This is a genomic window from Thalassolituus alkanivorans, from assembly GCF_020447205.1.
GTDB classification, from domain to species: Bacteria; Pseudomonadota; Gammaproteobacteria; order Pseudomonadales; family Oceanobacteraceae; genus Venatoribacter; species Venatoribacter alkanivorans.
On the sequence record NZ_JAJAEL010000039.1, the window covers coordinates 419,028 to 444,831 of the forward strand.

General features: G+C 51.9%; 21 protein-coding genes and 1 pseudogene. 15 read left to right on the forward strand and 7 right to left on the reverse strand.

What is annotated here, in order from left to right:
* Positions 1-274: 274 nt before the first annotated feature.
* From alc to LGT44_RS17360, 6 genes are read left to right on the forward strand one after another with little or no spacing between them, the layout of a single operon-like run.
* Positions 275-1,270, forward strand: coding sequence for an allantoicase (gene alc / locus LGT44_RS17335; protein ID WP_230330292.1), 996 nt, complete (start codon positions 275-277; stop codon positions 1,268-1,270).
* A gap of 22 nt (positions 1,271-1,292) precedes the next feature.
* Complete coding sequence (gene uraD, locus LGT44_RS17340) at positions 1,293-1,805, forward strand: 2-oxo-4-hydroxy-4-carboxy-5-ureidoimidazoline decarboxylase (protein ID WP_230330293.1); 513 nt, start codon at positions 1,293-1,295, stop codon at positions 1,803-1,805.
* 10 nt (positions 1,806-1,815) lie between these two features.
* Positions 1,816-2,175, forward strand: coding sequence for a hydroxyisourate hydrolase (gene uraH / locus LGT44_RS17345; RefSeq protein ID WP_225692967.1), 360 nt, complete (start codon positions 1,816-1,818; stop codon positions 2,173-2,175).
* 11 nt (positions 2,176-2,186) lie between these two features.
* Positions 2,187-2,705 (forward strand): ureidoglycolate lyase, encoded by a 519-nt coding sequence (locus LGT44_RS17350; RefSeq protein WP_230330294.1) that lies wholly within the window; start codon positions 2,187-2,189, stop codon positions 2,703-2,705.
* Entirely contained in the window at positions 2,702-4,003 is a 1,302-nt protein-coding gene (guaD, locus tag LGT44_RS17355; RefSeq protein ID WP_230330295.1) for a guanine deaminase, read from the forward strand. Before LGT44_RS17350 ends, guaD begins: the two co-directional genes overlap by 4 nt.
* Complete coding sequence (locus LGT44_RS17360; RefSeq protein ID WP_230330296.1) at positions 4,003-5,178, forward strand: urate hydroxylase PuuD; 1,176 nt, start codon at positions 4,003-4,005, stop codon at positions 5,176-5,178. Before guaD ends, LGT44_RS17360 begins: the two co-directional genes overlap by 1 nt.
* 25 nt (positions 5,179-5,203) lie before the next feature.
* On the opposite strand, the gene LGT44_RS17365 is transcribed toward LGT44_RS17360, so the two are convergent.
* Both LGT44_RS17365 and LGT44_RS17370 read right to left on the reverse strand, forming a co-directional pair.
* Positions 5,204-5,350: a hypothetical protein gene (locus LGT44_RS17365; RefSeq protein ID WP_230330297.1), complete on the reverse strand. Its 147-nt coding sequence runs from the start codon at positions 5,348-5,350 to the stop codon at positions 5,204-5,206.
* Positions 5,351-5,409: 59 nt separating this feature from the next.
* Positions 5,410-6,171: a substrate-binding domain-containing protein gene (locus tag LGT44_RS17370; RefSeq protein ID WP_230330298.1), complete on the reverse strand. Its 762-nt coding sequence runs from the start codon at positions 6,169-6,171 to the stop codon at positions 5,410-5,412.
* Between the two features lie 263 nt (positions 6,172-6,434).
* Between LGT44_RS17370 and LGT44_RS17375 the strand changes: the two genes are divergently transcribed.
* On the forward strand, positions 6,435-7,706 hold the full coding sequence (locus LGT44_RS17375) for a DUF3137 domain-containing protein (protein WP_230330299.1): 1,272 nt from the start codon (positions 6,435-6,437) through the stop codon (positions 7,704-7,706).
* 32 nt (positions 7,707-7,738) lie between these two features.
* Complete coding sequence (locus LGT44_RS17380; protein WP_145466516.1) at positions 7,739-8,314, forward strand: LemA family protein; 576 nt, start codon at positions 7,739-7,741, stop codon at positions 8,312-8,314.
* Positions 8,315-8,362: 48 nt separating this feature from the next.
* Here the strand turns inward: LGT44_RS17380 and LGT44_RS17385 are convergent, their stop codons facing one another.
* Positions 8,363-10,375: a peptidase U32 family protein gene (locus LGT44_RS17385; RefSeq protein ID WP_230330300.1), complete on the reverse strand. Its 2,013-nt coding sequence runs from the start codon at positions 10,373-10,375 to the stop codon at positions 8,363-8,365.
* 114 nt (positions 10,376-10,489) lie between these two features.
* A complete protein-coding gene (gene tkt, locus LGT44_RS17390) occupies positions 10,490-12,478 on the reverse strand; it encodes a transketolase (RefSeq protein WP_230330301.1) in 1,989 nt (662 codons plus the stop codon).
* 495 nt (positions 12,479-12,973) lie between these two features.
* Here tkt and LGT44_RS17395 point away from each other — a divergent pair, with 495 nt between their 5' ends.
* Positions 12,974-13,837 (forward strand): SDR family NAD(P)-dependent oxidoreductase, encoded by an 864-nt coding sequence (locus LGT44_RS17395; protein ID WP_145466513.1) that lies wholly within the window; start codon positions 12,974-12,976, stop codon positions 13,835-13,837.
* 336 nt (positions 13,838-14,173) lie between these two features.
* Entirely contained in the window at positions 14,174-16,507 is a 2,334-nt protein-coding gene (locus tag LGT44_RS17400) for a M48 family metallopeptidase (protein ID WP_230330302.1), read from the forward strand.
* A gap of 57 nt (positions 16,508-16,564) precedes the next feature.
* Here LGT44_RS17400 and LGT44_RS17405 read toward each other — a convergent pair whose 3' ends face one another.
* Both LGT44_RS17405 and LGT44_RS17410 read right to left on the reverse strand, forming a co-directional pair.
* Positions 16,565-17,320: a TrmH family RNA methyltransferase gene (locus tag LGT44_RS17405; protein WP_230330303.1), complete on the reverse strand. Its 756-nt coding sequence runs from the start codon at positions 17,318-17,320 to the stop codon at positions 16,565-16,567.
* Positions 17,321-17,324: 4 nt separating this feature from the next.
* The gene (locus tag LGT44_RS17410) at positions 17,325-18,953 is read right to left on the reverse strand and encodes an NAD(P)/FAD-dependent oxidoreductase (RefSeq protein ID WP_230330304.1); all 1,629 of its coding nucleotides are present in this window, start codon (positions 18,951-18,953) and stop codon (positions 17,325-17,327) included.
* 321 nt (positions 18,954-19,274) lie between these two features.
* Between LGT44_RS17410 and LGT44_RS17415 the strand changes: the two genes are divergently transcribed.
* Positions 19,275-19,811 (forward strand): hypothetical protein, encoded by a 537-nt coding sequence (locus tag LGT44_RS17415; RefSeq protein WP_225692982.1) that lies wholly within the window; start codon positions 19,275-19,277, stop codon positions 19,809-19,811.
* Between the two features lie 103 nt (positions 19,812-19,914).
* On the opposite strand, the pseudogene LGT44_RS17420 reads toward LGT44_RS17415, so the two are convergent.
* A pseudogene (locus tag LGT44_RS17420) lies at positions 19,915-20,817 on the reverse strand (LysR substrate-binding domain-containing protein).
* A gap of 113 nt (positions 20,818-20,930) precedes the next feature.
* On the opposite strand from LGT44_RS17420, the gene LGT44_RS17425 reads away from it, so the two are divergent.
* From LGT44_RS17425 to LGT44_RS17440, 4 genes are all read left to right on the forward strand, one after another.
* Positions 20,931-21,848, forward strand: a complete 918-nt coding sequence (locus LGT44_RS17425; protein WP_230330305.1) for a DMT family transporter — start codon at positions 20,931-20,933, stop codon at positions 21,846-21,848.
* A gap of 113 nt (positions 21,849-21,961) precedes the next feature.
* Positions 21,962-23,923 (forward strand): filamentous hemagglutinin N-terminal domain-containing protein, encoded by a 1,962-nt coding sequence (locus LGT44_RS17430; RefSeq protein WP_230330306.1) that lies wholly within the window; start codon positions 21,962-21,964, stop codon positions 23,921-23,923.
* Positions 23,923-25,563: a ShlB/FhaC/HecB family hemolysin secretion/activation protein gene (locus tag LGT44_RS17435; protein ID WP_230330307.1), complete on the forward strand. Its 1,641-nt coding sequence runs from the start codon at positions 23,923-23,925 to the stop codon at positions 25,561-25,563. The genes LGT44_RS17430 and LGT44_RS17435 overlap by 1 nt, the downstream gene beginning before the upstream one ends.
* Before the next feature lie 26 nt (positions 25,564-25,589).
* A partial coding sequence (locus tag LGT44_RS17440; RefSeq protein ID WP_230333655.1) for a hypothetical protein occupies positions 25,590-25,804 on the forward strand: 215 nt, incomplete at its 3' end.

Below are 25,804 nucleotides of genomic sequence, written 5' to 3' on the forward strand. Positions count from 1 at the left end.
GAAAACTGGCCTTAGCCCGAAGGGTTATGGCTAAAAATCCCTCATCCTGCGTTGCTGTTCGTTCGCTTAACCCGTTACCAATCTGTCTGGAACAGATTGGCGTGCCAACCCGAGGGGGGAAGCACAGGGATGTGCTGAACATCCCACACTCTCAGCGCCTTGTTTGAGATATTTTTAGCCAATAACAGGCCTGTTTAATTAGTGTCGACAGGCCCTAATAACCTGACGATCCGATCATCGTCAGAATTATCCGTCTGATAATGTTGAGAAGAATATGAAAAACGAAGTGCATCCTTACAGTGAGTGGATTGATCTGGCAAACCGTCGTCTGGGCGGTCAGGTGCTGAGCTGCAGTGATGATTTCTTTGCTGAAATGGAAAACCTGATCAAGCCGGAAGCCCCGGTGTTTATTGACGGTAAATACACCGATCGTGGTAAATGGATGGATGGCTGGGAAAGCCGCCGTAAGCGTGTTGCCGGTTACGACTGGGCCATCCTTAAACTGGGTACTCAGGGGCGCATTAAAGGCTTTAACGTATGCACTACGCACTTTGCCGGTAACGCGCCGAAACAGGTATCGATTGAAGCCTGTAACAGCAAAACAGCACCGGATAACAGCACTGAGTGGACCATGATCGTGCCGCAGCAGGACGTAAATCCGGACAGCAATAATTTTATTGATTGTGATTCCGCTGGTGTGTGGACTCATCTGCGTATCAATAGTTTCCCCGATGGTGGCATAGCCCGTTTACGTGTGTACGGCGAAGCGGTGATGGACAGTAACTGGTTCCTGCCGGGTGAGCCTGTGGATCTGGCCTTCGTTAAAAACGGTGCGCGCCCGGTGGAGTGCAGCGATATGTTCTTCAGCTCGATGAGCAACCTGATCATGCCGGATCGTGGCGTCAATATGGGCGATGGCTGGGAAACCAAGCGTCGTCGCGGTGGTCGTGAATGCGACTGGATTATTATTAAGCTGGCCGGTACCGGCAGCATTAAAAAGGTCGTGGTCGATACTGCGCACTTTAAAGGTAATTATCCGGATGGTTTCTCACTGCTGGGTATTTCCATGCCGGAAGGTGAGCATCCGCAGGAAACTTCTGAGTGGGTACCAGTGATTGGACGTCAGAAACTGACGGCCGATGCCGAACATTTCTACAAAGACGAAGTGATCAGTGGCGAGCAGACCTTTACCCATATCAAACTGAATATGTACCCGGATGGCGGTATCAGCCGTCTGAGAGTGTTCGGTTTTTTGAACACAGATAAATAGTTGGTTTCTTGAAGGATGCCCAATGACGCTGGATGAACTGAATAACCTGACGGTGGCGGAAGCCACCGCCGCCTTTACCAGCTGCTGTGCGGCAGAACGCTGGGTGGAAAAAGTGATTGCCGCGCGCCCCTATGCGTCGGTGGATGAGCTGCTGCAGAAGGCGGATGAATTCTGGTGGACGATGGAAGAGCCTGATTTTCTGCAGGCTTTTACCGCCCATCCGAAAATCGGTGATGTAAACTCACTGCGCGCTAAATACGCCAATACCAAAGCCATTGCCTCGCACGAACAGAGCGGAGCAACGGGTGCGCCCGAGGCTGTACTGGAGGCTTTGGCGGCAGGTAACAGTGCCTATGAAGAAAAGTTTGGCTTTATTTTTATCGTATTTGCCACCGGCAAGAGTGCCGGGCAGATGCTGGCACTGCTGGAGCAGCGACTGCCGAACAGCCGTGAGCAGGAAATCCGTAATGCTGCTGAGAATCAGATGATGATTACCGATTTGCGCATTAAAAAAATTCTTGGTCTGGCGACTTAAGGAGCAGAACATGCAGAAGAGTGTAATTACAACGCATATCCTCGACACCCAGCGCGGCCGTCCGGCGGTTGGGGTTGAGGTGCGTTTATTTAAATCGGCAACCGCTTCGGTTGCCGACCCACAATGGCAAAGCATGGCCAGTGCCGCGACCAACGAAGATGGCCGTATTATTGACTGGCTGGGAACCCGTGAGCGTGAGTCCGGACTGTACAAACTGGAATTCGCGACCGGGGCCTATTATGCCGCACAGGGTCTGAGCACTTTGTATCCGCAGGTGGATATTCTGTTTGAAATCGATACGCCAACCGAGCACTACCACGTGCCGCTGTTGCTGTCGGCCAATGGTTTCTCGACTTACCGTGGTTCCTGAGGAATTCAGTGATGGAATTAATTCTGCAACCTGAGCCTTTAACCGCCGAAAGCTTTGCGCCTTTCGGTGAGCTGGTGAGCGTGCGTGGTAAGCCGGTTATGATTAATAACGGCACCACCGAGCGTTACCATAATCTGGCGCAGGTTACCGTGGGGGCAGAGCCACAAAGCGGGCAGGGTATTATCAGTATTTTCCGCGCCCAGCCACGTACCCTGCCGATGAGCATTGGTATGATGGAACGTCATCCTCTGAGCAGTCAGGCATTTCTGCCGTCGTCGGATGAACCTTATCTGGTGCTGGTATGCCTGAGCCATATTGTTAATGGCGATGAGGTGCCAGACCCATCCAGCTTTAAGCTGTTTCTCGCCAGTGGTGAGGAAGGCGTGAATTACAAAGCCAATTGCTGGCATCATCCGTTGCTGGCATTAAACCGTGTGTGTGATTTCTGGATCGTCGACCGCGTTGGTCCGGGCAATAATCTGGAAGAGTTTTTCTTTCCGGACGATTGGAATATCCGAATAAACTTGTGAGAAAGAACATGAATTATCAGGGCTACCGGGGACGCGTGCTGCATTTCCTCGACGAACAGACTCCCCAGTATTTTGCCGATGGTCTGCTGATCACCGACACCGATGCCGGCACCGTGATTGGTTGTGGCGATGCCGCCGCCATGCTGGCTCAGTATCCGGATCTCCGCGTGACTCAGTACGATAATGCCCTGATTATGCCGGGTTTTATCGACACCCATATTCATTATCCGCAAGTGGATGTGATTGCCTCCTACGGTGAGCAGTTGCTCGACTGGCTGAATAATTACACTTTCCCGACGGAAGTGAATTTCGCCAACACCGACGTCGCCAATAATGCAGCGGAATTTTTCCTGCAGGAACTGCTGAAAAACGGTACGACTACGGCACTGGTATTCGGTACTGTGCATAAGAGTGCCGTGGACGCTTTTTTCGAAATCAGTCAGCGTCTGAATACGCGTATGATCTGCGGCAAGGTGATGATGAACCGTCATGCACCGGAAGCGTTGTGCGATACGGTGGAAAGTTCGGTCGCTGATACTCAGGAGCTGATTGACCGCTGGCACAATAATGGTCGTCAGCTGTACGCCATTACCCCGCGTTTTGCTATTACCTCGACCCCGGAGCAACTGGCGGCGGCGGGACAGCTTCTGGCCGATAATCCGGGCGTTTATATGCAGACCCACCTGGCGGAAAATCTGGATGAAATTGCCTTTGTAAAAGAGCTGTTCCCGGAGCGTAAGAGTTATCTGGATGTGTACGATCATTACGGCCTGCTCGGCGAGCGCAGCGTATTTGCCCACTGTGTGCATCTCGATGCTGAGGATTATCAGCGCATGAGTGAAACCGGCAGCAAAATTTCGTTCTGCCCGACGTCGAACCTGTTTCTTGGCAGTGGATTATTCCAGTTGGATGATCAGCCGTTTCCGGTGGATGTCAGCGTAGCAACCGATGTCGGTGGTGGTACCAGTTTTTCGATGCTGCAAACCATGAATGAAGCCTACAAAATCTGCCAGTTAAAAGGCAGTAAACTGGCGCCGCAACGCGCCTTTTATATGATGACGTTGGGTAACGCCAAAGCGCTGTCTGTGGACGATAAAATCGGTAACTTCGAAAGCGGTAAAGAAGCCGATTTTGTTGTGCTGGATCTGGCCGGTACCGATCTGATGAAGCGTCGTCAGTCAATCTGTAAAACCCTGGACGAAACCCTGTTCAGCCTGATGATCCTCGGCGATGACCGTGCAGTACGCGAAACCTTCGTTGCCGGCCGTTCGGTCTGGACCAAGCCGGAGGCCCATTAATGGAAGGCTATATCTTTGACTGGCTGAATCTTTTTCTGCGCTGGTTTCACGTGCTGGCCGGTATCGCCTGGATCGGTGCATCCTTTTATTTTGTCTGGCTCGATCTGAGCCTGGAAAAACCCAGCGACGAAAATGAAGCGCGCGGTATTAAAGGCCAGTTATCCGCCATTCATGGTGGTGGTTTCTACGAGGTGGTGAAATACAAGCTCGGGCCGCAGGTGATGCCGGCTAATCTGCACTGGTTTAAGTGGGAAGCCTACACCACCTGGCTGACCGGTTTTTCGTTGCTGGCGGTGATGTATTACTGGGGTGCGCAGCAATACCTGATTGATCCGGCCAAGGTGGCATTTTCACCGGCGGCGGCTATTGGCAGCAGTCTGCTGTTTCTGGCCGTGGGTTTTGCGGTTTATGAATTGCTGATTAAAAGCCCATTGCGCAACAGCAATAAAGGCTTTGCTTCTGTTCTGTTTGTATTTCTGGTGTTTATGGCCTGGCTGGCCGATCAGCTGTTTGCTGACCGTGCGGCTTATATTCATGTCGGTGCTTTAATCGGCTCGATTATGGCCGGTAACGTGTTCTTCGGCATTATGCCGTCGCAGCGTGAACTGGTACGTGCAGTAACTGCCGGTGAAACCCCGGATGCGCGTTATGCCATGCTGGCCAAACTACGCTCAACCCATAACAACTACCTGACCCTGCCGCTGGTCTTTATCATGATCAGTAATCATTATCCGATGACCTATGGCCATGAATATGCCTGGCTGGTACTGGCTATGATTGCGGTAATTACTGGTCTGGTGCGTCATTTCCTGAATTTAAAAACCCAGGGTGCCGGAGTAAAACCGGGTTATTTAATCAGCGCCTTTATTCTTACTGTTGCTCTGGCTTTCTGGATGGCGCCCAAACCGGTTGCAACGGTAGGTAGCGTCATTAATGCCGACCTGGCGTTGCATATTACCCATCTGCGTTGCGCCGAATGTCACGCGGAATCTCCGACCAGTGATATGTTTAAAACGCCGCCGGCGGGTATTATCCTCGAGTCTGAAGCGCAACTTCTGCAGTACAAAGACCGTATGCTCAGCGCACTGCAAACCGGCTATATGCCACTGGCCAATATCACTGCCATGACTGAAGACGAGCGGGCGCAGTTGATTGTCTGGTTGCAGGCTAATTAGTGTTAACAGGCCCTGGCACAGTATTTTAATTGGAACGTTCTGGCTCGGGCGGGATGATGGTGTTCGGTGTATAGATAACCGCCTTCAGCGGTTTTTTATTGATACTGTTGAGCATATTTTTATAGGTCAGCTCACCAATACGGAAAAAGTCGATGCTGACCAATGAGTGCACCAGCTGTTCCTGCCGCAGCTGGTGGTATTCGGGCAGTACCTTGCCAACTCCGATAATGATCAGTGGCTTCTTTTTCTCAGGTTTTCCTGAAAAGGCAGCAGGATGTTCTGGTATGCCTGGGGATCAATCAGAGGCCAGCTGCCAACAGACAGAAATACATCGGGTTTAATTTCAGTCAGGCTGATACGTATTTCAGCTAATGCGCGTTTGTTGCTGTCGCCGCTGTCCCAAAGACAACGTTCCGGCTCATACCAGCCACCCTCACCACGCAACGGCTGAGCGTCGATCAATGCCGGATTGCCGCTCAGTTCGCGTCTTATACCCAGAACCCGCAAAGCGAGATTGGTATCGTGTTCCGCGGTCATTAAACATACAGAACCGCCATTGGGGTAAATTGCTTTTGCCTGACGGGCGAGATCGCGCCCGAACTGTTGGTTGTCGGTGCCAACATAACTCAGGCTCAGATTTTGTTCTCGCTCAGCGAATGGCGAATCAAAAGTCATGACCGGAATTATTGCCTGGGATACAGCCTGCGCAATAACATCCGATTTGGTCACCGATATTGCCATGGCGCTATAGCGCCGGCTATTGATTGCACTTTCGATGGCTTTAGCCTGAATACGGGCGCTGGTTTCCTGCTCCGGGCCGAGCAATACACAATGATCGCTATTTTTCTGTGCTGCAGACTCACAGCCACGCCAGACCTCAATAAAGTTCTGATCGCTGGTGCTTTTGGCAATCAGGGCGAATTCCCGGCCATCAGCGATGACGCTGTGTGATAGCAAACAGATAAACAACAGGCATATCTTCCGTGTCGACATTAACGCTCTCCATTCGCACTCCCGTGTATCTGATAGCGTATTCCGCTACGGATTACCAGTCCGAACAGAGTTTGTTAATGCTAGGGCCTGTCGACACTAAGTAAATCCGGCCTGTTTAATTCGTGTCGACAGGCCCTAATAAAACCATGTTTTTAAAAGGGCTAATGTGGCGTATATCGTTCATTACTGTAACCTGATTTTACTGTCTTACTTCTCAGTAATGATAAAATGGCGGAGCTATATAGGAACGTTAAGGATCGTTTATGACGCACAACCAGCAGGTGAGTGCCAATATCACCCGCCTGAAGGAAAAAATTGAAGCTGCGACCAGCCAGCATGATCTGGTCGCTACGATCCGCTCGCTGGAACATCATCCGGGCCCTCTGGATTATAAAGATAAGCCCTGGCAGGTTATCGGCTTGCTGTTTATGGGATTGGGCGGGCTGGCGCTATACAGTGTTTTCAGCCGGAGTCTGCCCTATGAGTTTGATTATTTTCTCAGTGTTGTTCTGTTCTACAGCCAGTATTGGTTACCTGTAGCGATCGTTGTTTTCTGGCAGCTGTGGCGTGAGGAAAAAGGCAAAGCAGGCTTTTTATCCAGATACTTTAAAACTCCGCAACAGCGTATGGCGGTGGCCGCCGGAATACCCATGATTGTGGTGCTGATGCCGTTCTGGGGGCTGGTGTACTGGGAAGGGTTGCAAATACTGACACTGCTTGTTTCCGGCGGCGGCTTTGCCTCTTATGAACTGGGGTTGCCGTTGCTGCTGCTGGTTACCGGTGGCATTGTCTGCTGGCGTCTGTATCAGCGTAAACACTGGCGCAGACCGCTGTCAGAGCGGATCAGTCTGCTTGATATTCTGTTTAATAACGGCCTGAAGGCTTTGCCTTTCAACGGAAAAGAGAAAGCCAAAGAGCTGGGTCAGCAGTTTAAGGAATTTATCCGCGGCAATGATCTGCGCGAAATTCAGCACCTGTATCAGGGACATTATGAGGGCGAGCTGCATCGTTTTGATTACCGCCTCTACCGTTTTCATTATGTTGTCCGTCGTAGCGAAACTTACACCGACTCCAAGGGAAATACCCGTACCCGGGTAGTAAGAAACAGCTATTACCGTCATGGCCTGCTGTTGCATTTCCCGTTTTCCAGAGGGCTGAGTCTCAACGCTGGCAGCGGCATATCTTTCAGTGGCGAAAAGTACACGACGGCTTCAAATGAATTTAACCGGGTCTTCAGTGTCCGGGCTGATGAAGAGATTGTAGCGGCGCGCTTTTTATCACCCGCTGTGATTGAAGCAATGCTGGCGATGGCGGCTGAGTACTCACGTCCTGTGCTGGAAATAAACGCCGGTGGCGATCTTTGTTTTGCTTTCAGCAACGACGATATTCTGGAACATAAGCGCACTTATAATCTGGAAAGTCCCGTTGAATTTGCCAGCGAAATTGCTAAACACGATGAGCTTGAAAAGCTCAATGGCCTGTTGTTTCAGATACACAACCTGATGCGCCTGACTGACAACAATTTTCAACTTTAACCGGGCGTCCGGTACGCCTTGATGGAGGCTTTATGAGCGATTTTTATTTTTTACTGTTACCCGTGATTTTGCTGGTCGCTGTGGTTGTTATCTATAACGGCATTATTGGAAAGTTTAATGCCGTTGACCGTGCCTGGGCTTCGGTTCTGACCCAGGAGCGGCAGAAGAATAAAATTATTCCCCATGTTGAAAAGCTGGTTGAAGAGTACAAACTGCATGAAAGCAGTGTTCTGGCGGATGTTACCCGTCTGCGTAACAGCATTGACGAGCTTGGTAAGCAATCATCTGCCGCACCTGATACCGTCAGGCTGGCTGAGGCTGAAAGACATACGGCCAGTCTGTTGCAGGGACTTAAAGTGGCTGTCGAGGCTTATCCGGAGCTGAAGGCTTCTGATCTGTATATGAAACTGATGGCAGAAATATCGGAGCAGCAGGAGCAGATTGGTGCTGCGCTGCGCATCTTTAACCGTAATGTTGAAGAGTTTAATAACGCGATTCAGATGTTCCCCGGCTCACTGGTGAACTCTTTACTGAACCACAAGCAGCCGGTACAGAGTTTTACCGATGCTGAGGCACAGGATGGTTTTGACTATAAGCCTAACCTCTGACCTATATTAAACATAAAAAAACCGGCTAATAGCCGGTTTTTTTATGAATCAGTCTCTGCTGCTGACAATCAGACTCGCCGGATCAAAAAAACCGACTCCACTTTCCACACTGCCGGGTTGGGGGCTGCTGAGAATATGATTCTTCATCTTACCAATGATATGCATCTCGCAGGGTTTGCAGTCGAACTTCAGGGTTAATACCTCGTCACCGTTAACCAGCTGCATATCTTTGACCTTGGTAATTACCCCGGTAACGCCTTTGGCCTGTTTCGGGCAAAGGTTAAAAGAAAAACGCAGGCAGTGTTTGGTGATCATGACCGGCACATCGCCGGTTTCCTGGTGTGCTTCGTAGGCCGGTTCAATCAGTTCAACGCCAAAGCGTTTATAAAAGGCACGGGCTTTTTCGTTGTAAACGTTATCGAGGAAGGTCAGCTGGCTGTCCGGATAAACAGGCGCGGGTTCACTGACGGCCTTGCGCTGTCCGCGCGGATGGGCGGCAATACGGGCGGCGGTCAGTGCATCAATGGCATCGCGGCGCAGGGTTTTTAACTGCGAGCCGGGAATAAACCAGGCCTCGCCGTTTATCTGAATCCGGTCGGCGTGATAAATGGTGTTACCCAGTTTGCCAAAGGTATCCTGCAGTTGCTGCTGTGCTTTCTCTGCGTTGTTGGCAGGCTCGAACGGACCTTTTAATGTCAGCGTTACGCTGCTGCCTTTTTCGCTACCATTTTCAATACTGGTAAGTGTCGCGCTCAGAGCATCCTGTGTAGCCTGAATATCCCAGTTAACCAGCACGCGGCGCTCGGCGGATTTTTTCAGCAGTGCCTGCTGCCAGTTATGATCCAGATTACGGTTCAGCTTTGCCGGTAAACGCAGTTTTTTTAATTCTTCCGGCATTTCGTTTGGTGCTACGCGGTATTGCCAGACGTGCTGCATTTCACCCTGATCATTCTCCAGGTCAAAATCCGCAATCGGGTAAAGATTATTCACACGGAAGCCCACCACTTCGCGTTTGACCAGCACATTCAGGCCATCGCCGTTGGTGAGTTCGGTATCGGTCTGTACGGTTAGTTCGCTCTTGCCAACACCAATTAATTCACCGACCGGCAGGCCAACGAATTTAGGCGAATCGAAGGCGCCGATATCAATTTTACGCTCACTGACAAAGTAATCGGTGCTGCCACGGTGAAAGGTTTTATCCGGGTTCGGGGCAAAGAAATGTTCGGTATAACCGCTGGAAGCACGAGCCAGATCCGGGCGATCATTAAGAATGTCATCCAGCAGCTGACGGTAATGGGCAGTGATGTTTTTTACGTAGCTGACGTCTTTGTAGCGACCTTCAATTTTGAAGGAACGAACGCCGGCATCCACCAGATCGTGCATATTGGCGGTCTGATTATTATCTTTCATCGACAGCAGGTGTTTGTCGTAAGCAACCACGCCACCGTTTTCGTCTTTTAAGGTGTAGGGCAGGCGGCAGGCCTGTGAGCAGTCACCACGGTTGGCGCTGCGTCCGGTCTGGGCGTGGGAAATATTGCACTGACCGGAAAATGCCACGCACAGCGCACCGTGAATAAAAAACTCCACGGCGGCATCAACGCTGTCGGAAATTTCTTTAATCTGAGCGAGGTTAAGTTCCCGTGCCAGAACAATCTGCGAGAAACCGGCCTGTGATAAAAACTGTGCTTTTTCCAGCCGGCGGATATCACACTGAGTGGAGGCGTGCAGCTCGATTGGCGGAATATCCATTTCCAGCACGCCCATATCCTGCACAATTAACGCATCGACACCGGCGTCGTACAGCTGGTGAATCAGCTGGCGTGCAGGTTCGACTTCGTCGTCGTGCAGAATGGTGTTCAGGGTGACGAATACTTTGGCGTGGAATAAACGCGCAAATTCCACCAGATTGGCAATATCAGCCACCGAGTTGCTGGCGTTATGGCGTGCGCCGAAGCCGGGGCCACCGATATACACTGCATCGGCACCGTGCAGAATCGCTTCTTTGGCAATGGCCGCATCGCGGGCGGGACTTAACAGTTCGAGCTGGTGTTTTTTCAGCATGGCAGTACCGGGAATTCACCAATTTTTCAGAGCCGGAAATAAAATTGCCGGAGCTTTGCCTGATAATGCAAAAGTCCGGCAATGGTGTGGCGGCAGCCTTAACGGCCGCGCCGATTACAGCAGGCTGTTTACGGCTTCGACCACCGCTTCGGTGGTAATACCGAATTCTTTAAACAGCAGCGGCGCCGGTGCAGATTCACCAAAGGTGTCCATACCGATGATCTTGCCGTTCAGGCCAACGAATTTGTACCAGTAATCTTTGTGCAGTGCTTCTACCGCAACGCGGGCAGACACAGACGCAGGCAGTACCGATTCGATGTACTCAGCGCCCTGCTTGCAGAACACTTCAGCACACGGCATAGACACCACGCGGATGTTTTTGCCAGTCAGCTGCTCGGCAGCGGCGGTCGCCAGTTCCACTTCAGAACCGGTGGCGATGATGATGGCGTCCGGTGTGCCGGCACAATCTTTCAGGATGTAACCACCACGGGCAACGGCAGCAACCTGTTCGGCAGAACGTGGCTGATGCTGCAGGTTCTGACGGGAGAAGATCAGCGCGCTTGGGCCGTCTTTACGCTCAATCGCCGATTTCCAGGCGGTGGCTGCTTCGACGGTGTCGCATGGGCGCCAGGTTTCCAGATTCGGAGTGTTACGCAGGTTGGCAACCTGTTCTACCGGCTGGTGCGTCGGGCCGTCTTCGCCCAGACCGATGGAGTCGTGGGTGTAAACGAAGATAGATCGTTGCTTCATCAGCGCGGCCATACGCACGGCGTTACGGGCGTATTCCATAAACATCAGGAAGGTCGCGCCGTAAGGTACAAAACCTTTGTGCAGAGCGATACCGTTCATCATCGCGCTCATGGCGAATTCGCGTACGCCGTAGAATACGTAGTTACCGGAGGCGTCGGTTTCGCTTACGCCCTGACAACCTTTCCACAGGGTCAGGTTGGAACCGGCGAGGTCAGCAGAACCACCGAGGAATTCAGGCAGCAGCGGGCCAAAGGCGTTCAGGGTGTTTTGTGAGGCTTTACGTGAAGCAACCACTTCACCTTTGGCCTGACATTCTTCGATATAAGCCTGCGCCTGAGCAGAGAAATCGGCAGGCAGATCACCGGCTACGCGGCGTTTGAATTCGGCAGCCAGTTCAGGGTAAGCGGCAGCGTAAGCGGCGAATTTTTCGTCCCAGCTTTGTTCTGCGGCCTGACCTTTCTCTTTCGCGCTCCAGCCAGCGTAAACGTTTTCCGGAATTTCGAAGGCGCCGTGTTTCCAGCCCAGACGCTCGCGGGTCAGGGCGATTTCGTCGTCACCCAGCGGGGCGCCGTGGCATTCTTCTTTGCCTTCTTTATTTGGTGAGCCGAAACCAATGATGGTTTTGCAGCAGATCAGGGTTGGCTGCTCAGTGTTGGCGCGGGCGGTTTCGATGGCCTGTTTGATCTCTTCCGGATCGTGGCCGTTAACGCGTGGGATCACCTGCCAGCCGTAAGACTCAAAACGCTTAACGGTATCGTCGGTGAACCAGCCTTCCACTTCACCATCGATGGAAATGCCGTTGTCATCGTAGAACGCGATCAGCTTGCCCAGACCCAGAGTACCGGCCAGAGAGCAGGCTTCGTGGGAGATACCTTCCATCATGCAGCCGTCACCCATGAATACATAGGTGTGGTGATCGACCACATTGTGCTTGTCACGGTTGAACTGGGCGGCCAGTACTTTTTCGGCCAGCGCCATACCCACACCGTTGGCAATACCCTGACCCAGTGGGCCGGTGGTGGTTTCAATGCCCGGTGCGTAACCGTATTCCGGATGGCCCGGAGTTTTGGAGTGCAGCTGACGGAAGTTCTTCAGATCGTCGATAGACAGATCGTAGCCGCTCAGGTGCAGCAGGGAGTAGATCAGCATGGAGCCGTGGCCGTTGGACAGGATAAAACGGTCGCGATCGGCCCACTCAGGGTTGTTCGGGTTGTGCTTGAGGTAGTCGTTCCACAGTACTTCGGCGATATCGGCCATGCCCATCGGGGCGCCCGGGTGACCGGATTTGGCTTTCTGTACGGCGTCCATGCTCAGTGCGCGGATGGCGTTCGCCAGTTCGGTACGAGATGTCATGTAACGACTCCTGAATCTGAATTCTGTATTGCTGCCGTTACTTAAGCGCAACGGATTCAGCGGGTTAAAAAAGGGGCGCTATTGTCGCGCAGATCCCGGTGTTCAGCAATGGCGAAGGGGGCCGGAACGGCGGATTATGACAACTTCGTGGCGGGCTTTTCTGTCGTACCGGCTTCTGAGCCGCACTCATAGGGTGGCAAGCGGCAGAACCAGTGCGCAGAAGCGGGGGTTAGCGGTGTAAACAGGGGTAGATTGCGGCTATATCCTGCAACTCTGCCGCCCGAATCTGGCTGAGTTGAACCCGGAAAATCCGGGGGAGTTCTGACACACTGTGCGCCTCACTACGGCGACCGCAGTAACCGCTGCGACAGCAACAGCCGCCGTCGCGCAGGCCAGAGTATTGAAAATAACACTTAAAATAGTACTTAAAATAACAACAGCCGGTGGTTGTAACCGCCAGCAGACTGCCGCAGCAGGCAGGCACAGGAGACTCAGATGAAAGACTTTAAAAATAAAGTAGCGGCGATTACCGGCGCAGGTTCGGGCATTGGTCGTGCGCTGGCCATTAATCTGGCGCAGCAGGGTTGTCATCTGGCGTTAAGCGATGTCAGTGCCAAAGGTCTGGAAGAAACTGCACAGATGCTGCAGGGCTATGGGGTGAAAGTAACCACCGATATTCTCGATGTGTCAGATCGTGAAGCCGTCTACGCCTGGGCCGATAAAACCGCCCGTGAGCACGGCAAAGTAAATATGATTTTCAATAACGCCGGAGTGGCGTTGTCCGGTACCGTGGGTGCTCTGAGTCTGGAAGATTACCAGTGGATTATGGACATTAACTTTAACGGCGTGCTGTATGGCACCAAGGCATTCCTGCCCCATCTGGAAGCGGCCGGCGAAGGCCATATTATTAACACCTCCAGTATCTTTGGTCTGGCGTCACAGCCATTAATGAGCGGCTATAACGCCAGTAAATTTGCGGTGCGCGGACTGACCGAATCTCTGCGCCAGGATCTGGAAATCTCCCGCTCTCCGGTCAGCTGCAGCTGTGTACACCCGGGTGGTATTAAAACCAATATCGCCAAATCTGCGCGTATGGATGCCAGCTGTGCACAGGTAACCGGTACGTCTGAAGAAGAAGCCACCAAAGAATTTGAAAAACTGTTTATTACCACGCCGGATAAGGCCGCCAAAACCATTCTCAATGGTGTGCGTAAAAACAGCCGCCGTATTCTGATTGGCCCGGATGCCCGTATGTTTGACCTGCTGGTGCGTATGCTACCGGCCACTTATCAGTGGATTTTCACCAAGGCTGTACAGCTGCAGTCGAAAAAAGCCGCGCAACGGGCGAAAAACGCCTGATAACGGTGCGGTGCTCTGAGCATTAAGAAAAACTCTTTCTTTCTCGTTCCTACGCTCTGCGTGGGAATGCAACTGTGCCAGCAAGGGCTACCACGCAGAGCGTGGGAGCCAGGTCAATCATTACATTCTGAACGCTGATAAAACGGGAGGCTTGCCTCCCGTTTTTGTTTTTCCCCGCCGTTATTTTTCTCTTTTGCTACTGCGGCCACAAAACCGGCCCGCCTTTCTTGTTGATGTCTGGCCCGTGCTGATAATATTCCTCTCACTTTCAGGAGTGAGCTTTACAGCAGGCCGCTTCATCTTCGCCATATGGCACGTTTAACAAGGAGGTTGTTAATGGAAACACCTGTACTTTATCCCGCTGGTCCGCAGCAGGTTCCGGCGGATCTGACCAAACCCCGCGGTTCCTATCAGCGTCAAGCCTGGCTGGCGATGGCTGGCCTGATGTTGTTTATGCTGGGGTATATCGCACTGGGTATTTGTTTTGCGGTGATTACCTTTAATGGTGTTGTGCATCTTCAGGACTGGGGTTTTGACCTGCTGCGGCTGACGATTACGGTCTGCGCCGGTTTGCTTACCTTATTTATCGGTAAATCACTGTTTGCAGTGCGTAAATCCGGAGACCCGCAGGGGATCGAAATTACCGAAAAAGACCAGCCGCAATTATTTTCTTTTATTTATCGTCTGGCGGATGAAATCGGCGCGCCACGTCCGCACCGGGTATTTCTGACACCAGAGGTTAATGCCGCTGTTTTTTATGATCTGTCGTTACTGAACCTGATTTTCCCGTCGAAAAAGAATCTGATCATCGGCCTGGGGCTGGTGAATGTATTAACGCTGGGTGAATTAAAAGCAGTGCTGGCCCATGAGTTTGGCCATTTTGCCCAGCGTTCGATGCTGGTAGGGCGCTGGGTGTATATCGCACAGCAGATTATTGGCCATATGCTGGCCACCCGTGACTGGCTGGATAATCTGGTACGTGGTCTGGGTCGTACCGATCTGCGTATTGCCTGGCTGGGCTGGCTGTTGTCGCTGATTATCTGGTCGATTCGTGCTGTAGTCGACACCATGTTCCGTCTGGTGATTATGGCCGAGCGCGCGCTCAGCCGCGAAATGGAATTTAACGCCGATCTGGTGGCTGTCTCCGTAACCGGCAGCGATGCCTTAATTAATGCTTTGCATAAATTGCAGGCTGCAGACCATGCCTGGCAGACGGCGCTGAATGTTGCTCAGACTGAGGCCGGTTCCGGTAAGCGCTTAAGCGATTTATTCAACGCCCAGAAAATTACCATGGAAGCCATGCGCAAAGTGCTCGACGATCCGCAGTATGGTGTACCTGCACCGGTGGATCAGCCGGAAAACGCTGCCAGCCACCGGGTGTTTACCGAGTCGATGGCACGTCCGCCACAAATGTGGGCAACACACCCGGCCAACCGTGACCGCGAAGATAATGCCAAGGCACGTTACATTGCTGCAGACATTGATCCGCGCAGCGCCTGGGAAATTTTTGCCGAGCCGGATGTTCTGCGTGCGCAAATCAGCAGCAGTTTTTATAACGCCGAGAAACAGGATGAGCTGGAAGCCGTGACGGAAGACGATGCGGTCATGAGGCACTTTTCGCACAGCTCATTAGATCCGCAATATCGTGGCAATTACCTTAACCGCGATGTGATGCGTAATTTTTCTTCGCTGGCTGAGTTGCTTGAAAGCGGCAGCATTCAGGCCACGGCAGTTCAGTCTCTGAGCAAGGTTTACCCATTGGAATTAAAAGAACAGCTGGCCGCGGCGCGCAGTCTGGAAAGTGAAATCAGCACATTAAAAGCCCTGCAGGATGGTGATCTGAAACCTTCTGGCGGCGTGATCCGCCACCGTGGAGAGGAGGTGCAGAAAACCGATATTCCAGAGGTTCTGGAGCAGTTGTCACTGGAGCGTGCGGAACTGACGAAGGTGTTAAAGGAACACGATGCCAGTTGTCACCGTGCGCATTTGCAGGCCGCTGCCGAACTTGGCCGTGGCTGGGAAGCTTATCTGCATGGCCTGCTCAGTCTGTTGCATTCCTGCGAACATCTGGCGGCGGTGGTACGTAATGAACAGGCGTTGTTGGGCAATACCTGGGCGGTGATTACTGCCGATGGTCAGATCGGCTTTTTTGAAAAACGCCGCATGCTCAATGTTGCCCGTGCGGTACAGGATTGTATGACCGAAGTGTCTGCCGCACTGTTTAATATGCAGCTGACCGATAAACTGGCCGAAGCACTGGGTGTGGAAAACTGGCAGGAACAGAACCCGCAACTGGGCTTACCCGATGTCGACAAAAAGAACTGGAACGAGTGGTGTCCGGCGGCTTATGAGCGCATGGGCGGCATTGCCGGTTTGCTGGAACATATGAGTGGTTTATTGCTGGAAGATGTCATTGTGACCGAGCGCTATCTGGCTCAGTCGGTGCAGCAACCGGAAGCGGTGGATAACACTCTGCAGGCTCCCAAAGCCGGTGGTCTGGCCGGTTATTATCCGGTGCTGTTGCCCGGTGCTGAGCATCAGCTGCAGCGTAAACTGGATTTATGGAACCGCTTTCAGCTGGCCCATGGCGTGATGCCATCGCTGGCGCGTTTGCTGGTGGCCGGAGCCATTGTTGGCGGGACTATTTATGGTGGTCTGCTGACCGCGTAGGCCTGTTGTATGTTGGCCAGATATTCTCTGGCCAACATAAACAGCGGTTAAGTTGATTCAGCGCACCAGTTCATACACGCACATATTCACTGCTGAGGCTAAATTCAGCGATTCAATAGCGCCACTGCCGTTAATGGTAAAAGGCTGAGCCTGCATGGCTTCTAGCTGTTCACGCGGCACGCCGCGGGCTTCGTTGCCAAATACATAGCAATCAAACTCTTTAAAACTGCTGTCGCTTAACGCTTTGCCCTGCATATCGAGACAGGCGACGCGGGTATAGCGTTCGGCCACCACTTCGAGCGCCACATATTGCTCCAGCGCGACGTGAAAAATCGCCCCCATACTGGAACGCACAACCTTAGGGTTGTAAGGGTCAACACTGTTGGCGCTGAGCAGACAACGGAAACCACCAAACCAGGCGAGGGTGCGCAAAATCGTCCCTAAATTGCCCGGGTCCTGAATTTCATATAAATAAACAGCGCGTTCGTTTTTTGCTGGTTGTGCAGCGGCCGGGTGCGCGCTGCTCGCCGGAGCAAAAGGCACGGCGGCAATAATGCCCTGCGGACTTTTGGTATCGGACATCTGGCTCATGGCTTTATGACCGACGACTGTGGTGCGCAGATTCAGGCTGATATTCTCCGCCACCCAGTCCTGATATTGCTCGGTAATAAACAGCTGCGACTGGGCCAGATGTGGCTGGGTCGCCGCTGCTTTCTGCAGCTCCAGAATCAGGTGTTCACCTTCCACCAAAAAGTGGTGCAGTTCTTCACGGTATTTTCTGTGCTGCAGTTTTTTAACGTCATCAACTTTCATGGCTTCAGCCCTGTTTTCCGGCCTGGGCGATCATATCCAGTGCCACGGCTTCGGCAACTTTAATACCATCGACACCGGCGGATAAAATACCACCGGCGTAACCTGCGCCTTCACCGGCCGGATACAAACCTCTGGTATTCACACTCTGCAAAGAGTCGCGGTCGCGGGCGATACGGACCGGCGATGAGGTGCGGGTTTCGATGCCGGTTAAAATTGCATCGTCGCGGTCAAAACCACGGATCTGTTTGCCGAATTCCGGCAGAGCTTCGCGGATGGCTTCAATCACATAGGAAGGCAGTGACGGATAAAGGCTGCCGAGTTTAACGCCGGGTTTATAGGATGGCTCAACCTCACCAAACTCGCTGGAATCTTTACCGCGGATAAAATCACCGACCAGCTGGCCCGGTGCGCAGTAATCGCTGCCACCCAGTTCGTAGGCTTTTTCTTCGAGTTTTTCCTGCAGCTCAACCCCGGCTAACGGACCGCCGGGGAAATCCTGCTCCGGATTAATTCCGACCACGATACCGGAGTTGGCATTGCGTTCGTTACGGGAATACTGGCTCATACCATTGGTAACCACACGGCCCGGCTCGGACGTGGCAGCAACCACGGTACCGCCGGGGCACATGCAGAACGAATACACCGCACGGCCATTTTTAGCGTGATAGACCAGCTTATAATCGGCGGCACCCAGCTCCGGATGACCGGCGTATTTACCTAAGCGGGCATGGTCGATTAACGATTGCGGATGCTCAATACGGAAGCCCACAGCAAAAGGTTTGGCTTCGACGTAGACGCCTTTTTTATGCAGCATACGGAAGGTATCGCGCGAGCTGTGACCCAGCGCCAGCACCACATGACGGCTGTGAATTACTTCGCCATCGGCCAGTACAACACCTTCAGTCTGGCCATCTTCATTGCGCAGAATCTCTGTGACCTTGCTTTCAAAGCGTACTTCGCCACCGAGCTTTTTAATTTCTTCGCGCATGGTCGATACCACTCCGGTTAAACGGAAGGTACCGATATGCGGCTTGCTGACGTACATGATTTCTTCCGGCGCGCCGGCGCGGACAAACTCATGCATCACTTTGCGGCCGTAAAATTTCGGATCTTTGATCTGGCTGTAAAGCTTGCCGTCGGAAAACAGACCGGCACCGCCTTCACCAAACTGCACGTTGGATTCCGGCGTCAGGGTTTTCTTGCGCCACAGTGCCCAGGTGTCTTTGGTGCGCTGACGTACTTCTTTACCACGTTCCAGCACGATCGGTTTAAAGCCCATCTGCGCCAGTGTTAAGGCGGCAAACAGACCACAGGGACCGAAGCCGATAATCACCGGACGCTCGCTCAGACCTTCCGGGGCATGGCCGACCGGGTAGTAGTGGGTGTCCGGCGCCGGGCGGATGTGTACGTCTTTTTCAAAGCGCGCCAGCAGCTGGTCTTCGTTGCGTGCTTCCAGATCAATGATGTAAACAAATTTGATCTCGGTGTTTTTCTTCCGCGCATCGTAGCTGCGTTTAAACACCGTGAAGTTCAGCAAGTCGGCATCCTGAATGTTCAGACGCTCAAGAATGGCCGCGCGCAGCGCTTCCTGCGGGTGATCGAGGGGCAGGGCAAGTTCGGTAATACGGATCATAAGACTTCCTGGCCGGTGACTCCGGCAGAGGTTGGGAAATGGGAGTAAACAGGGCGCTATTCTAACCGATGTGCAGGCATTGGCCTATTGGCAGAGATGCTGACGAGGTACTACAAAGGCAATACAGAGGGTGACTTTCAGGTGGTTGGTTTGGCCGTGGAGGCTATGCAGGCTTTGAGTTGACGTTATTTTGATCTGTATCCTTCGGGACGTAAATGGATTGTGACGCAGCCCGCTTTTCGGCAAAAAGTGCGGCGAATGGCAACTGAAAAAACCGTATTATCCGCGCCCCCATACACCTTAAAAAGGACTTGTTTGTTTATGAATATTAAAGCGGCTTTTCTGGCGGTTGCTGCCTTGTTTCTTGCCGGTTGTGCTTCGACCTTCCAGTACAGTGCAGGCTCTGAGGAATATCGTAATAAACCGCTGGTGATTTCAGCGGTTAAGGTTGAGGTACGACTGGATTCGGCCAAGCAACCAAAGGGCTATCTGACAGAAACTGAAATTGCCGAAACCGTACGTGCCGACATGATTCGTCTGCTGCAGGAAAATAACGCGATTACTTACATCGAAAATGCGGCAGATGGTCTGAGCACAACGGTTAAACTGAACTACTTCCGTAAGTTCAGCTACGGCGACGCAATTGCTAAACCGGAATTCAGCGGCAGTATCTATGTCGATCATGGCTCCAAACGTCTGGGTTCCCGCTCTTTTGCCAAGGCCACAACGAAATTTGGCGGCTTTACCGATGCCCTGGTAAATGCTGAAGTTGGTGTCGGTAAGTGGGATCATGAAGATGAGCCGCGCGATCTGGAAGTGATTGCCAGTGTTCTGGTGAGCGATCTGGAAGGCTTCTGATCCGTTCCTTTCTCCGGGCTCTGGGGCCTGTTTAATTAGTGTTAACAGGCCCTCATTAAATGCCGTTTGTATCAGCATTTATCTGTTTGCCAGCCGGTACCTGTCAGGGCATCGGCTGGTGACTTACCCACTCCAGCACAAACTGAGTAAACGCCTTAAGCCGTGCCGGCATTACATCGCGGTCGCGGTAATAGAGGTAGACCGGTCGCTGCTGCCCCTGCCAATCGGGTAATACCGCCTGTAAACCTTCGGCCGATGTGTCGCTGGCCAGATAGTAGGTTGGAATCAGGGCGATGCCGAGTCCGGCTTTGGCGGCGTTGGCGGCAACATCAATATCGTTAACGCGCAGGCGTGATTGCGGTGCCAGACGAAAATACTCCTGATTGCGTTTGTTCTGCAGCAATCATTCATTGATCGGGTAGGCAGCCAACAGCGGATGCTGATGCAGTTGTTGCGGATGGCTGACCGGTTCCGCGTTTGCCAGGTACTGTGCGGATGCGCAGAGCGTCATACGGGTAGACCATACCGGTCGGGCAATCCAGCTGCTGTCGCGTGGCTCTCCGACCCTGAAAGCTGCATCAATATGTTGTTCGATCAGGTTTTCATATTGATTGGACAGAACCAGATCGAGCTGAATCCCCGGATACTGCTGCATAAAGGCAAAGAAGCACTGGCCAAGCCAGCTTTGCGTCATGCTGACCGGCGCGGTGATACGCAGGCGCCCACACAGACGGGTGTGCTGATCATCCAGCTGATTACGGATCTCGCGCAGCTCGGCCAGCAGTGGTGTGCAACGCTGGTAATAGTGTTCGCCCAGCTCGGTCAGCGAAAAATAATGCGCACTGCGTTCCAGTAACCGGCCTCCCAGTGTCTGCTCTAACCCCTTCAGGCGACGGCTCAGGGTTGCCTGTGGAATGCCGGTGGCCGTGGCAGCAGCAGCGATACCGCCATGCTGTACCACCTGCTGAAATAACCAGAGATCATCCAGAGAGAATCTTGATTTCATTTATGGAATTTAAGTTGCCAGATGTCGCTATTTATTAACATATATGAAATCAATAGGCTAACCCCTGTATCGGCGATCCATACCGGGTCGCAGTTTTTATCCGGAGTCTTGTTGTGAATTCAAATGCCAGCATCTGGTTACTGATTGTTTTCAGCACCCTGTTCTGGGGCAGTAATTTTAATGCTGCTCATGAAATAGCCGGCGTTGTGCCGCCCCTGACGGCCGCCGCCGAACGCTTCTTTATTGCACTGGTTATTTTCTGGTTGTTTCGCTGGTGGTCGGGGAAGGCAGAATCGCAGTTACAGTGGCGTGATGCGCTGGTACTTGCGCCGCTCGGTATTCTTGGTGTATTTGGTTTTAACTATGCGTTTTTTATCGCCCTGCACAGCACAACACCGCTTAACGCCGCGCTGATTATGGCGTTGTCGCCGCTGGTGTCTGTGCTGTTATCTGTGGTGCTGCTGAATGCCCGCATGAAAGCGGTGCAGATAGCCGGAATGATATTGGCTTTTATCGGCGTCAGTCTGGTTATTACCGGTGGTGATTTCAGCCAGCTGAATGTTGCCAGTGGTGATTTATGGATGTTGCTGGCCTGTCTGGTCTGGAGTCTGTACAGCGTGGGCTCGAAAAAATACGCTCCGCATATTCCACCGCTGCAGTTTGCCCGCTGGACGGTCAGTATTGGTGCCGTGGCGTTGATTTTACTGGCACTGGTGGTTGAACAGCCGCAGATGACGATTCCGCAGCTGACGCTGAAATCACACGGTATTTTGTTCTACATGGGGCTTTGCGGTTCGGTGCTGGCCTATGTGTTCTGGCTGAAAGGCGTACAGCAGTTAGGACCGGATAAATCAGCCATTGCCTTTAACCTTGTACCGGTTTTTACCTTGCTGGTCAGTCTGATGCTGGGCGTTATGCCTAATGCGTTACAGGTTGGGGGGCTGGTGCTGGTGTTGTTTGCGGTACTGGTGTTTAACGGTAAGGTGGCGTTACCGTCTGCACGGAAAGCGGAGGCCGGATTAGGGCGGTGAGGTCGTGGTATCTGACTTGTCCTTATGTTTAATGTGAGAAATATTGAAAAAATCATTTTCTGAGCTATGATTCGCGCTCATTTTTGGCTGAATTTTGCACAGAGGATGTTGCGTTGCTTAAGCAGGGAGCTCAATTCACGCTTATCGCCGGCCTGGCGGTCTTTACGCACGCAGAAATAGTGCCCGATGGCAGCACGGCAACATCTGTCAGTCTTGACTCACGTGAGCGTGAGGTGGTTGATATTGCACCAGCCGACGCAGACCGAATCAGCCACAATCGTTATACAAGGTTTGATGTTGGCAGCAATGGTGCCATTTTAAACAACCGTACTGCGGGCGCCCGCACCATTATTAATGAAGTTACCGGTCAGCTCCCTTCCTCTATTAACGGAGAGCTCCGGGTTCAGGGAACCCGGGCGCACGTTATTCTTGCTAACCCCAACGGTATCTCGGTCAACGGTGCAGAAGTATTCAACATGGCTTCACTGGCACTGGCCACCGGTAAGGTAAGTTACCAGCAGCGTACCGATGCGTTTGGCGCAACGTATCAGAATCCGGTCGTAACCGTCGATGGCGGCAATATTGCTATCGGAGAGGCTGGTTTGTCCGGCAGTCTGAATCGCCTTGAACTGCTGTCCAGAAGCCTGACTGCTGTCGGGGATATTAATAATGACGACGAATCCGCATTTGCGGAACTCAGCATTCGGGCTGGTGCTGGTACTCATGAATTTGCGTCAGGTCTGTCTGTTGCAGACCCAGCAGGAGGTTGGGTTGCATCGACAATGACACCGGGGGCTGGAGAGACTGCTGCCATTGCTATTGATATCAGTAGTAGCGCAAACTTTTATTCTTCCCGGGTTGAGTTGATGGTTACAGACCTTGGGGCTGGTGTTAAAGCGGCGGGTAACCTTTACGCCAGTGCTAATGACTTTACTTTGCAGGCCGATGGTAAAGTGGAATTGTCCGGTGATATCAAGTCTGCCTCTGCATTAAGTATCAAGGCGGGTGATATATATAGTCGTGCAGATTCCGGCAAGCAGAATACAATCGAATCACAATATTCCTCTGTTCACCTCAATTCTGAGTCCAGCATCCATCTGGAATCTACTCTGGTCAGTGCCAACTCTTCTTCTGAGGCTGAACAAGCTGCTTTGCGGCTGACCGCCAATGATAACATCCGTTTGTTATCACGCAGTGCTGAAGAACGAAGCATTTTATTTTCGCTACAGGATCTTGAACTGAACAGTGAAAATTTATACAGCCACAGCAGCCGTATGGTCGCCAATGCAGGACTCAATATCACGGCGTCTTTATTTGAGAATAAAGTACTGATTGATTCGTTTGATTCACAAGGCTTGATTGTATCGTCAGACGGAGAGGGGAAGCGTCTTTGGTATACGGCTTTTCTGCAGAGAGAGCGGGAGCGTCAGCGGGAAATCCGCTTCGGCGAGCCGGAAGCCGGCAGGGTTACATCTGAGATCCTGGCAGGACAAGGTAATATTGCTATTACAGCAGATGAATACCATGGGCTTGGTGCCGATATTATTGCAAATGACGGCAGCATCAATATAACGTCCGATGTTTTTACCAACGAGGCTGCCATCGTTGGCAAAGCCTGGATGTCCAGTCGTTGCAATCTGGGCGGTTGCGATGAGCGTGGCGGATCTGATGTCGAGTTATTGGGCGGAAATATACAGGCAAGCACAACACTGGATATTACGGCAAACCAACAGTTGCTTAATCGTGGCGGTGTATTGCAAGCGCTTGGCGATGTATCTCTGACATCACCGGACTCACGAACCGAAGGCATTGAGGTCTATGATGTTCTTACCCGGAATAAAGGCTTACGTGGACTACTTCTGAAAAATGATGCCCTTTGGGTGGCCGTTGATCAGGGGGGAGCCGTTATCTCCAATATGGGGCGCTTAAATATAGACGGCAGCGAATTACAGATTGTCGGCGGACGAGTTGAAAGCGCTTTAGATGTTAATGGGAGCTATGCCATCGTTCGTGAACCGACCACTCAGGAATTACTCCTGCGCAGGCGGATCGGACTCGGGGTCGATGTTTTCTGATGAAATATTTACTGCATCTGGCTCTGCTAATAATCCCTTTTTTTGTATACGCAGCTGATCCTGTGACGGAGGTCGGTGAAAAGTATCTGGAAGATAAAAGGCGTCAGGATGAAGTCGAACGCCTGAATAAGCGTCAGGATGCTTATCAGCCTGCTCCTAAGTTCGCCTCTGTGCCAGAAAATGATGCCTGTTTTCAGGTAAACCAGATAGTTATTTCCGGTAACAGTATTCTTTCTGAATCCGATGTTGGGGAATCGGTTGAAAAGTACCGGAATAAATGCATTGGTAAAGATGCAATTAATCAACTTATGCAGGAGCTTTCTGCCAAGTATATTGACCTTGGCTACATCACTTCCCGCGTTTATATCCCACCTCAGGATTTGACATCCGGTACATTGGAACTGGTTGTTATAGAGGGTTATGTTGAAGCTATCTCCATTAACAATAACAGCAGTGAAGATCGTCAGAAGCTCTGGTGGGCAATGAGTCCTGCCTGGGGAAAACATTTACGGCTTCCTGAAATTGAACAGGCTTTGGATCAGATTAATCGGGTGCCTTCAGCGAATGCTCAAATGAAGCTCTGGCCGGGTCAGAAAACAGGCTCAACTCACGTTCAGATTGTTAATCAGACAGATGACGAATTTCGTAGTGATATCAGCGTATCCAATGATGGTCAGGAAGATACCGGAAAAATGAAAACCCGGCTGGGACTGGAAGCCGACAATCTGTTGGGTATTAATGACAACATATCCCTGAACCTTATTACCAGCACCAACACCAATGCTGTAACACTAAGCGGAGGCTTTCCCTATCGCTGGTGGAGCTTTGATGCATCACACAGCTACTCTGAATACCTGAATATTCTGCCGGAGAATACCGACCTGTTTGGTCAATCAAATACCTCTTCATTGAACAGCAGGTATTTGTTTTATCGTAATACTTCTACCCGTATTGGGTTGCTGACCTCTCTTACCGTACGTCGTTCAGAACGTCATATTCTGGGGGTTCAGCTGACACCACAGAAACTGGTGCCTGTACGGGTAGCTATGAACTATTCCAGAAACAGTAGCTGGGGGTATCTCAGTGGTGAATTTGGTCACGTTCAGGGGACGGGGCTTTTTGGAGCAACACAAGATGAGCGTTCTGCTCCAGAATACAGTCCTCTTGCCCGATTTCAGAAGCAGGACATCCGCCTGACAATAGGTGTCCCGATGTCTTCTTTGTTTTCCTTGCAAACGGTTATTGCCGGACAGTATAGCGATGACTCTTTGTACAGCTCAGAACAGATTCATCTTGGAGATGCAGGCAGTGTGCGTGGCAGTGATACAACGTTTGCATCCGGAGATCGTGGGTTTTACATGCAGAACACTCTTTCGGTCTCAGGGCGCGGTTTGTCGGCATGGGTTGGCGGTCAGCAAGAATGGTTAAATGGCCTGAGCTTCCGGCTTTTTTCTGATTATGGCTATGTGCGGCAATTAGCCGCTGATCATGCTGAAAATGGCATGGGAGCAGGTGCCGGAGCAGGATATCGTTATAGCCGGTTAACCGCCGATCTCTGGTGGGCAAGATTGGTACAATCCCGGCAGGAATTCGCCGGGCAGAATATTTTTTCAATGAATGTCGGACTGAAACTGTTCTGAATAGTTAGTCCAGGGAGAGAAACATAATGATCGCAGCATTCAGAAACGGGCAGCGTCATCCATTTTATAAAGCACTGACGGCTCTGTTGGTTATGCAGCTGGTTTTTCCAGTTGCATTGATTCAGCCGGTGATGGCAGAACTGATTACCGACCCTCGCGCAGATGTTCAGTTCCGGCCAGTTATCAATAATAGCCAGGGGGTTCCGGTTGTTAATATTGTCCGCCCTGGCAATAACGGGGT

What these genes read in the sequence shown, in the direction of transcription:
- uraH (WP_225692967.1), top strand. Translation starts at nt 1,816, where the DNA reads ATGCAGAAGAGTGTAATTACAACGCATATCCTCGACACCCAGCGCGGC.
- LGT44_RS17380 (WP_145466516.1), top strand. Translation starts at nt 7,739, where the DNA reads ATGAGCGATTTTTATTTTTTACTGTTACCCGTGATTTTGCTGGTCGCT.
- LGT44_RS17415 (WP_225692982.1), top strand. Translation starts at nt 19,275, where the DNA reads ATGAATATTAAAGCGGCTTTTCTGGCGGTTGCTGCCTTGTTTCTTGCC.
- LGT44_RS17360 (WP_230330296.1), top strand. Translation starts at nt 4,003, where the DNA reads ATGGAAGGCTATATCTTTGACTGGCTGAATCTTTTTCTGCGCTGGTTT.
- LGT44_RS17435 (WP_230330307.1), top strand. Translation starts at nt 23,923, where the DNA reads ATGAAATATTTACTGCATCTGGCTCTGCTAATAATCCCTTTTTTTGTA.
- uraD (WP_230330293.1), top strand. Translation starts at nt 1,293, where the DNA reads ATGACGCTGGATGAACTGAATAACCTGACGGTGGCGGAAGCCACCGCC.
- tkt (WP_230330301.1), bottom strand. Translation starts at nt 12,478, where the DNA reads ATGACATCTCGTACCGAACTGGCGAACGCCATCCGCGCACTGAGCATG.
- LGT44_RS17370 (WP_230330298.1), bottom strand. Translation starts at nt 6,171, where the DNA reads ATGTCGACACGGAAGATATGCCTGTTGTTTATCTGTTTGCTATCACAC.
- LGT44_RS17350 (WP_230330294.1), top strand. Translation starts at nt 2,187, where the DNA reads ATGGAATTAATTCTGCAACCTGAGCCTTTAACCGCCGAAAGCTTTGCG.
- LGT44_RS17385 (WP_230330300.1), bottom strand. Translation starts at nt 10,375, where the DNA reads ATGCTGAAAAAACACCAGCTCGAACTGTTAAGTCCCGCCCGCGATGCG.
- LGT44_RS17400 (WP_230330302.1), top strand. Translation starts at nt 14,174, where the DNA reads ATGGAAACACCTGTACTTTATCCCGCTGGTCCGCAGCAGGTTCCGGCG.
- LGT44_RS17405 (WP_230330303.1), bottom strand. Translation starts at nt 17,320, where the DNA reads ATGAAAGTTGATGACGTTAAAAAACTGCAGCACAGAAAATACCGTGAA.
- LGT44_RS17410 (WP_230330304.1), bottom strand. Translation starts at nt 18,953, where the DNA reads ATGATCCGTATTACCGAACTTGCCCTGCCCCTCGATCACCCGCAGGAA.
- LGT44_RS17395 (WP_145466513.1), top strand. Translation starts at nt 12,974, where the DNA reads ATGAAAGACTTTAAAAATAAAGTAGCGGCGATTACCGGCGCAGGTTCG.
- LGT44_RS17375 (WP_230330299.1), top strand. Translation starts at nt 6,435, where the DNA reads ATGACGCACAACCAGCAGGTGAGTGCCAATATCACCCGCCTGAAGGAA.
- alc (WP_230330292.1), top strand. Translation starts at nt 275, where the DNA reads ATGAAAAACGAAGTGCATCCTTACAGTGAGTGGATTGATCTGGCAAAC.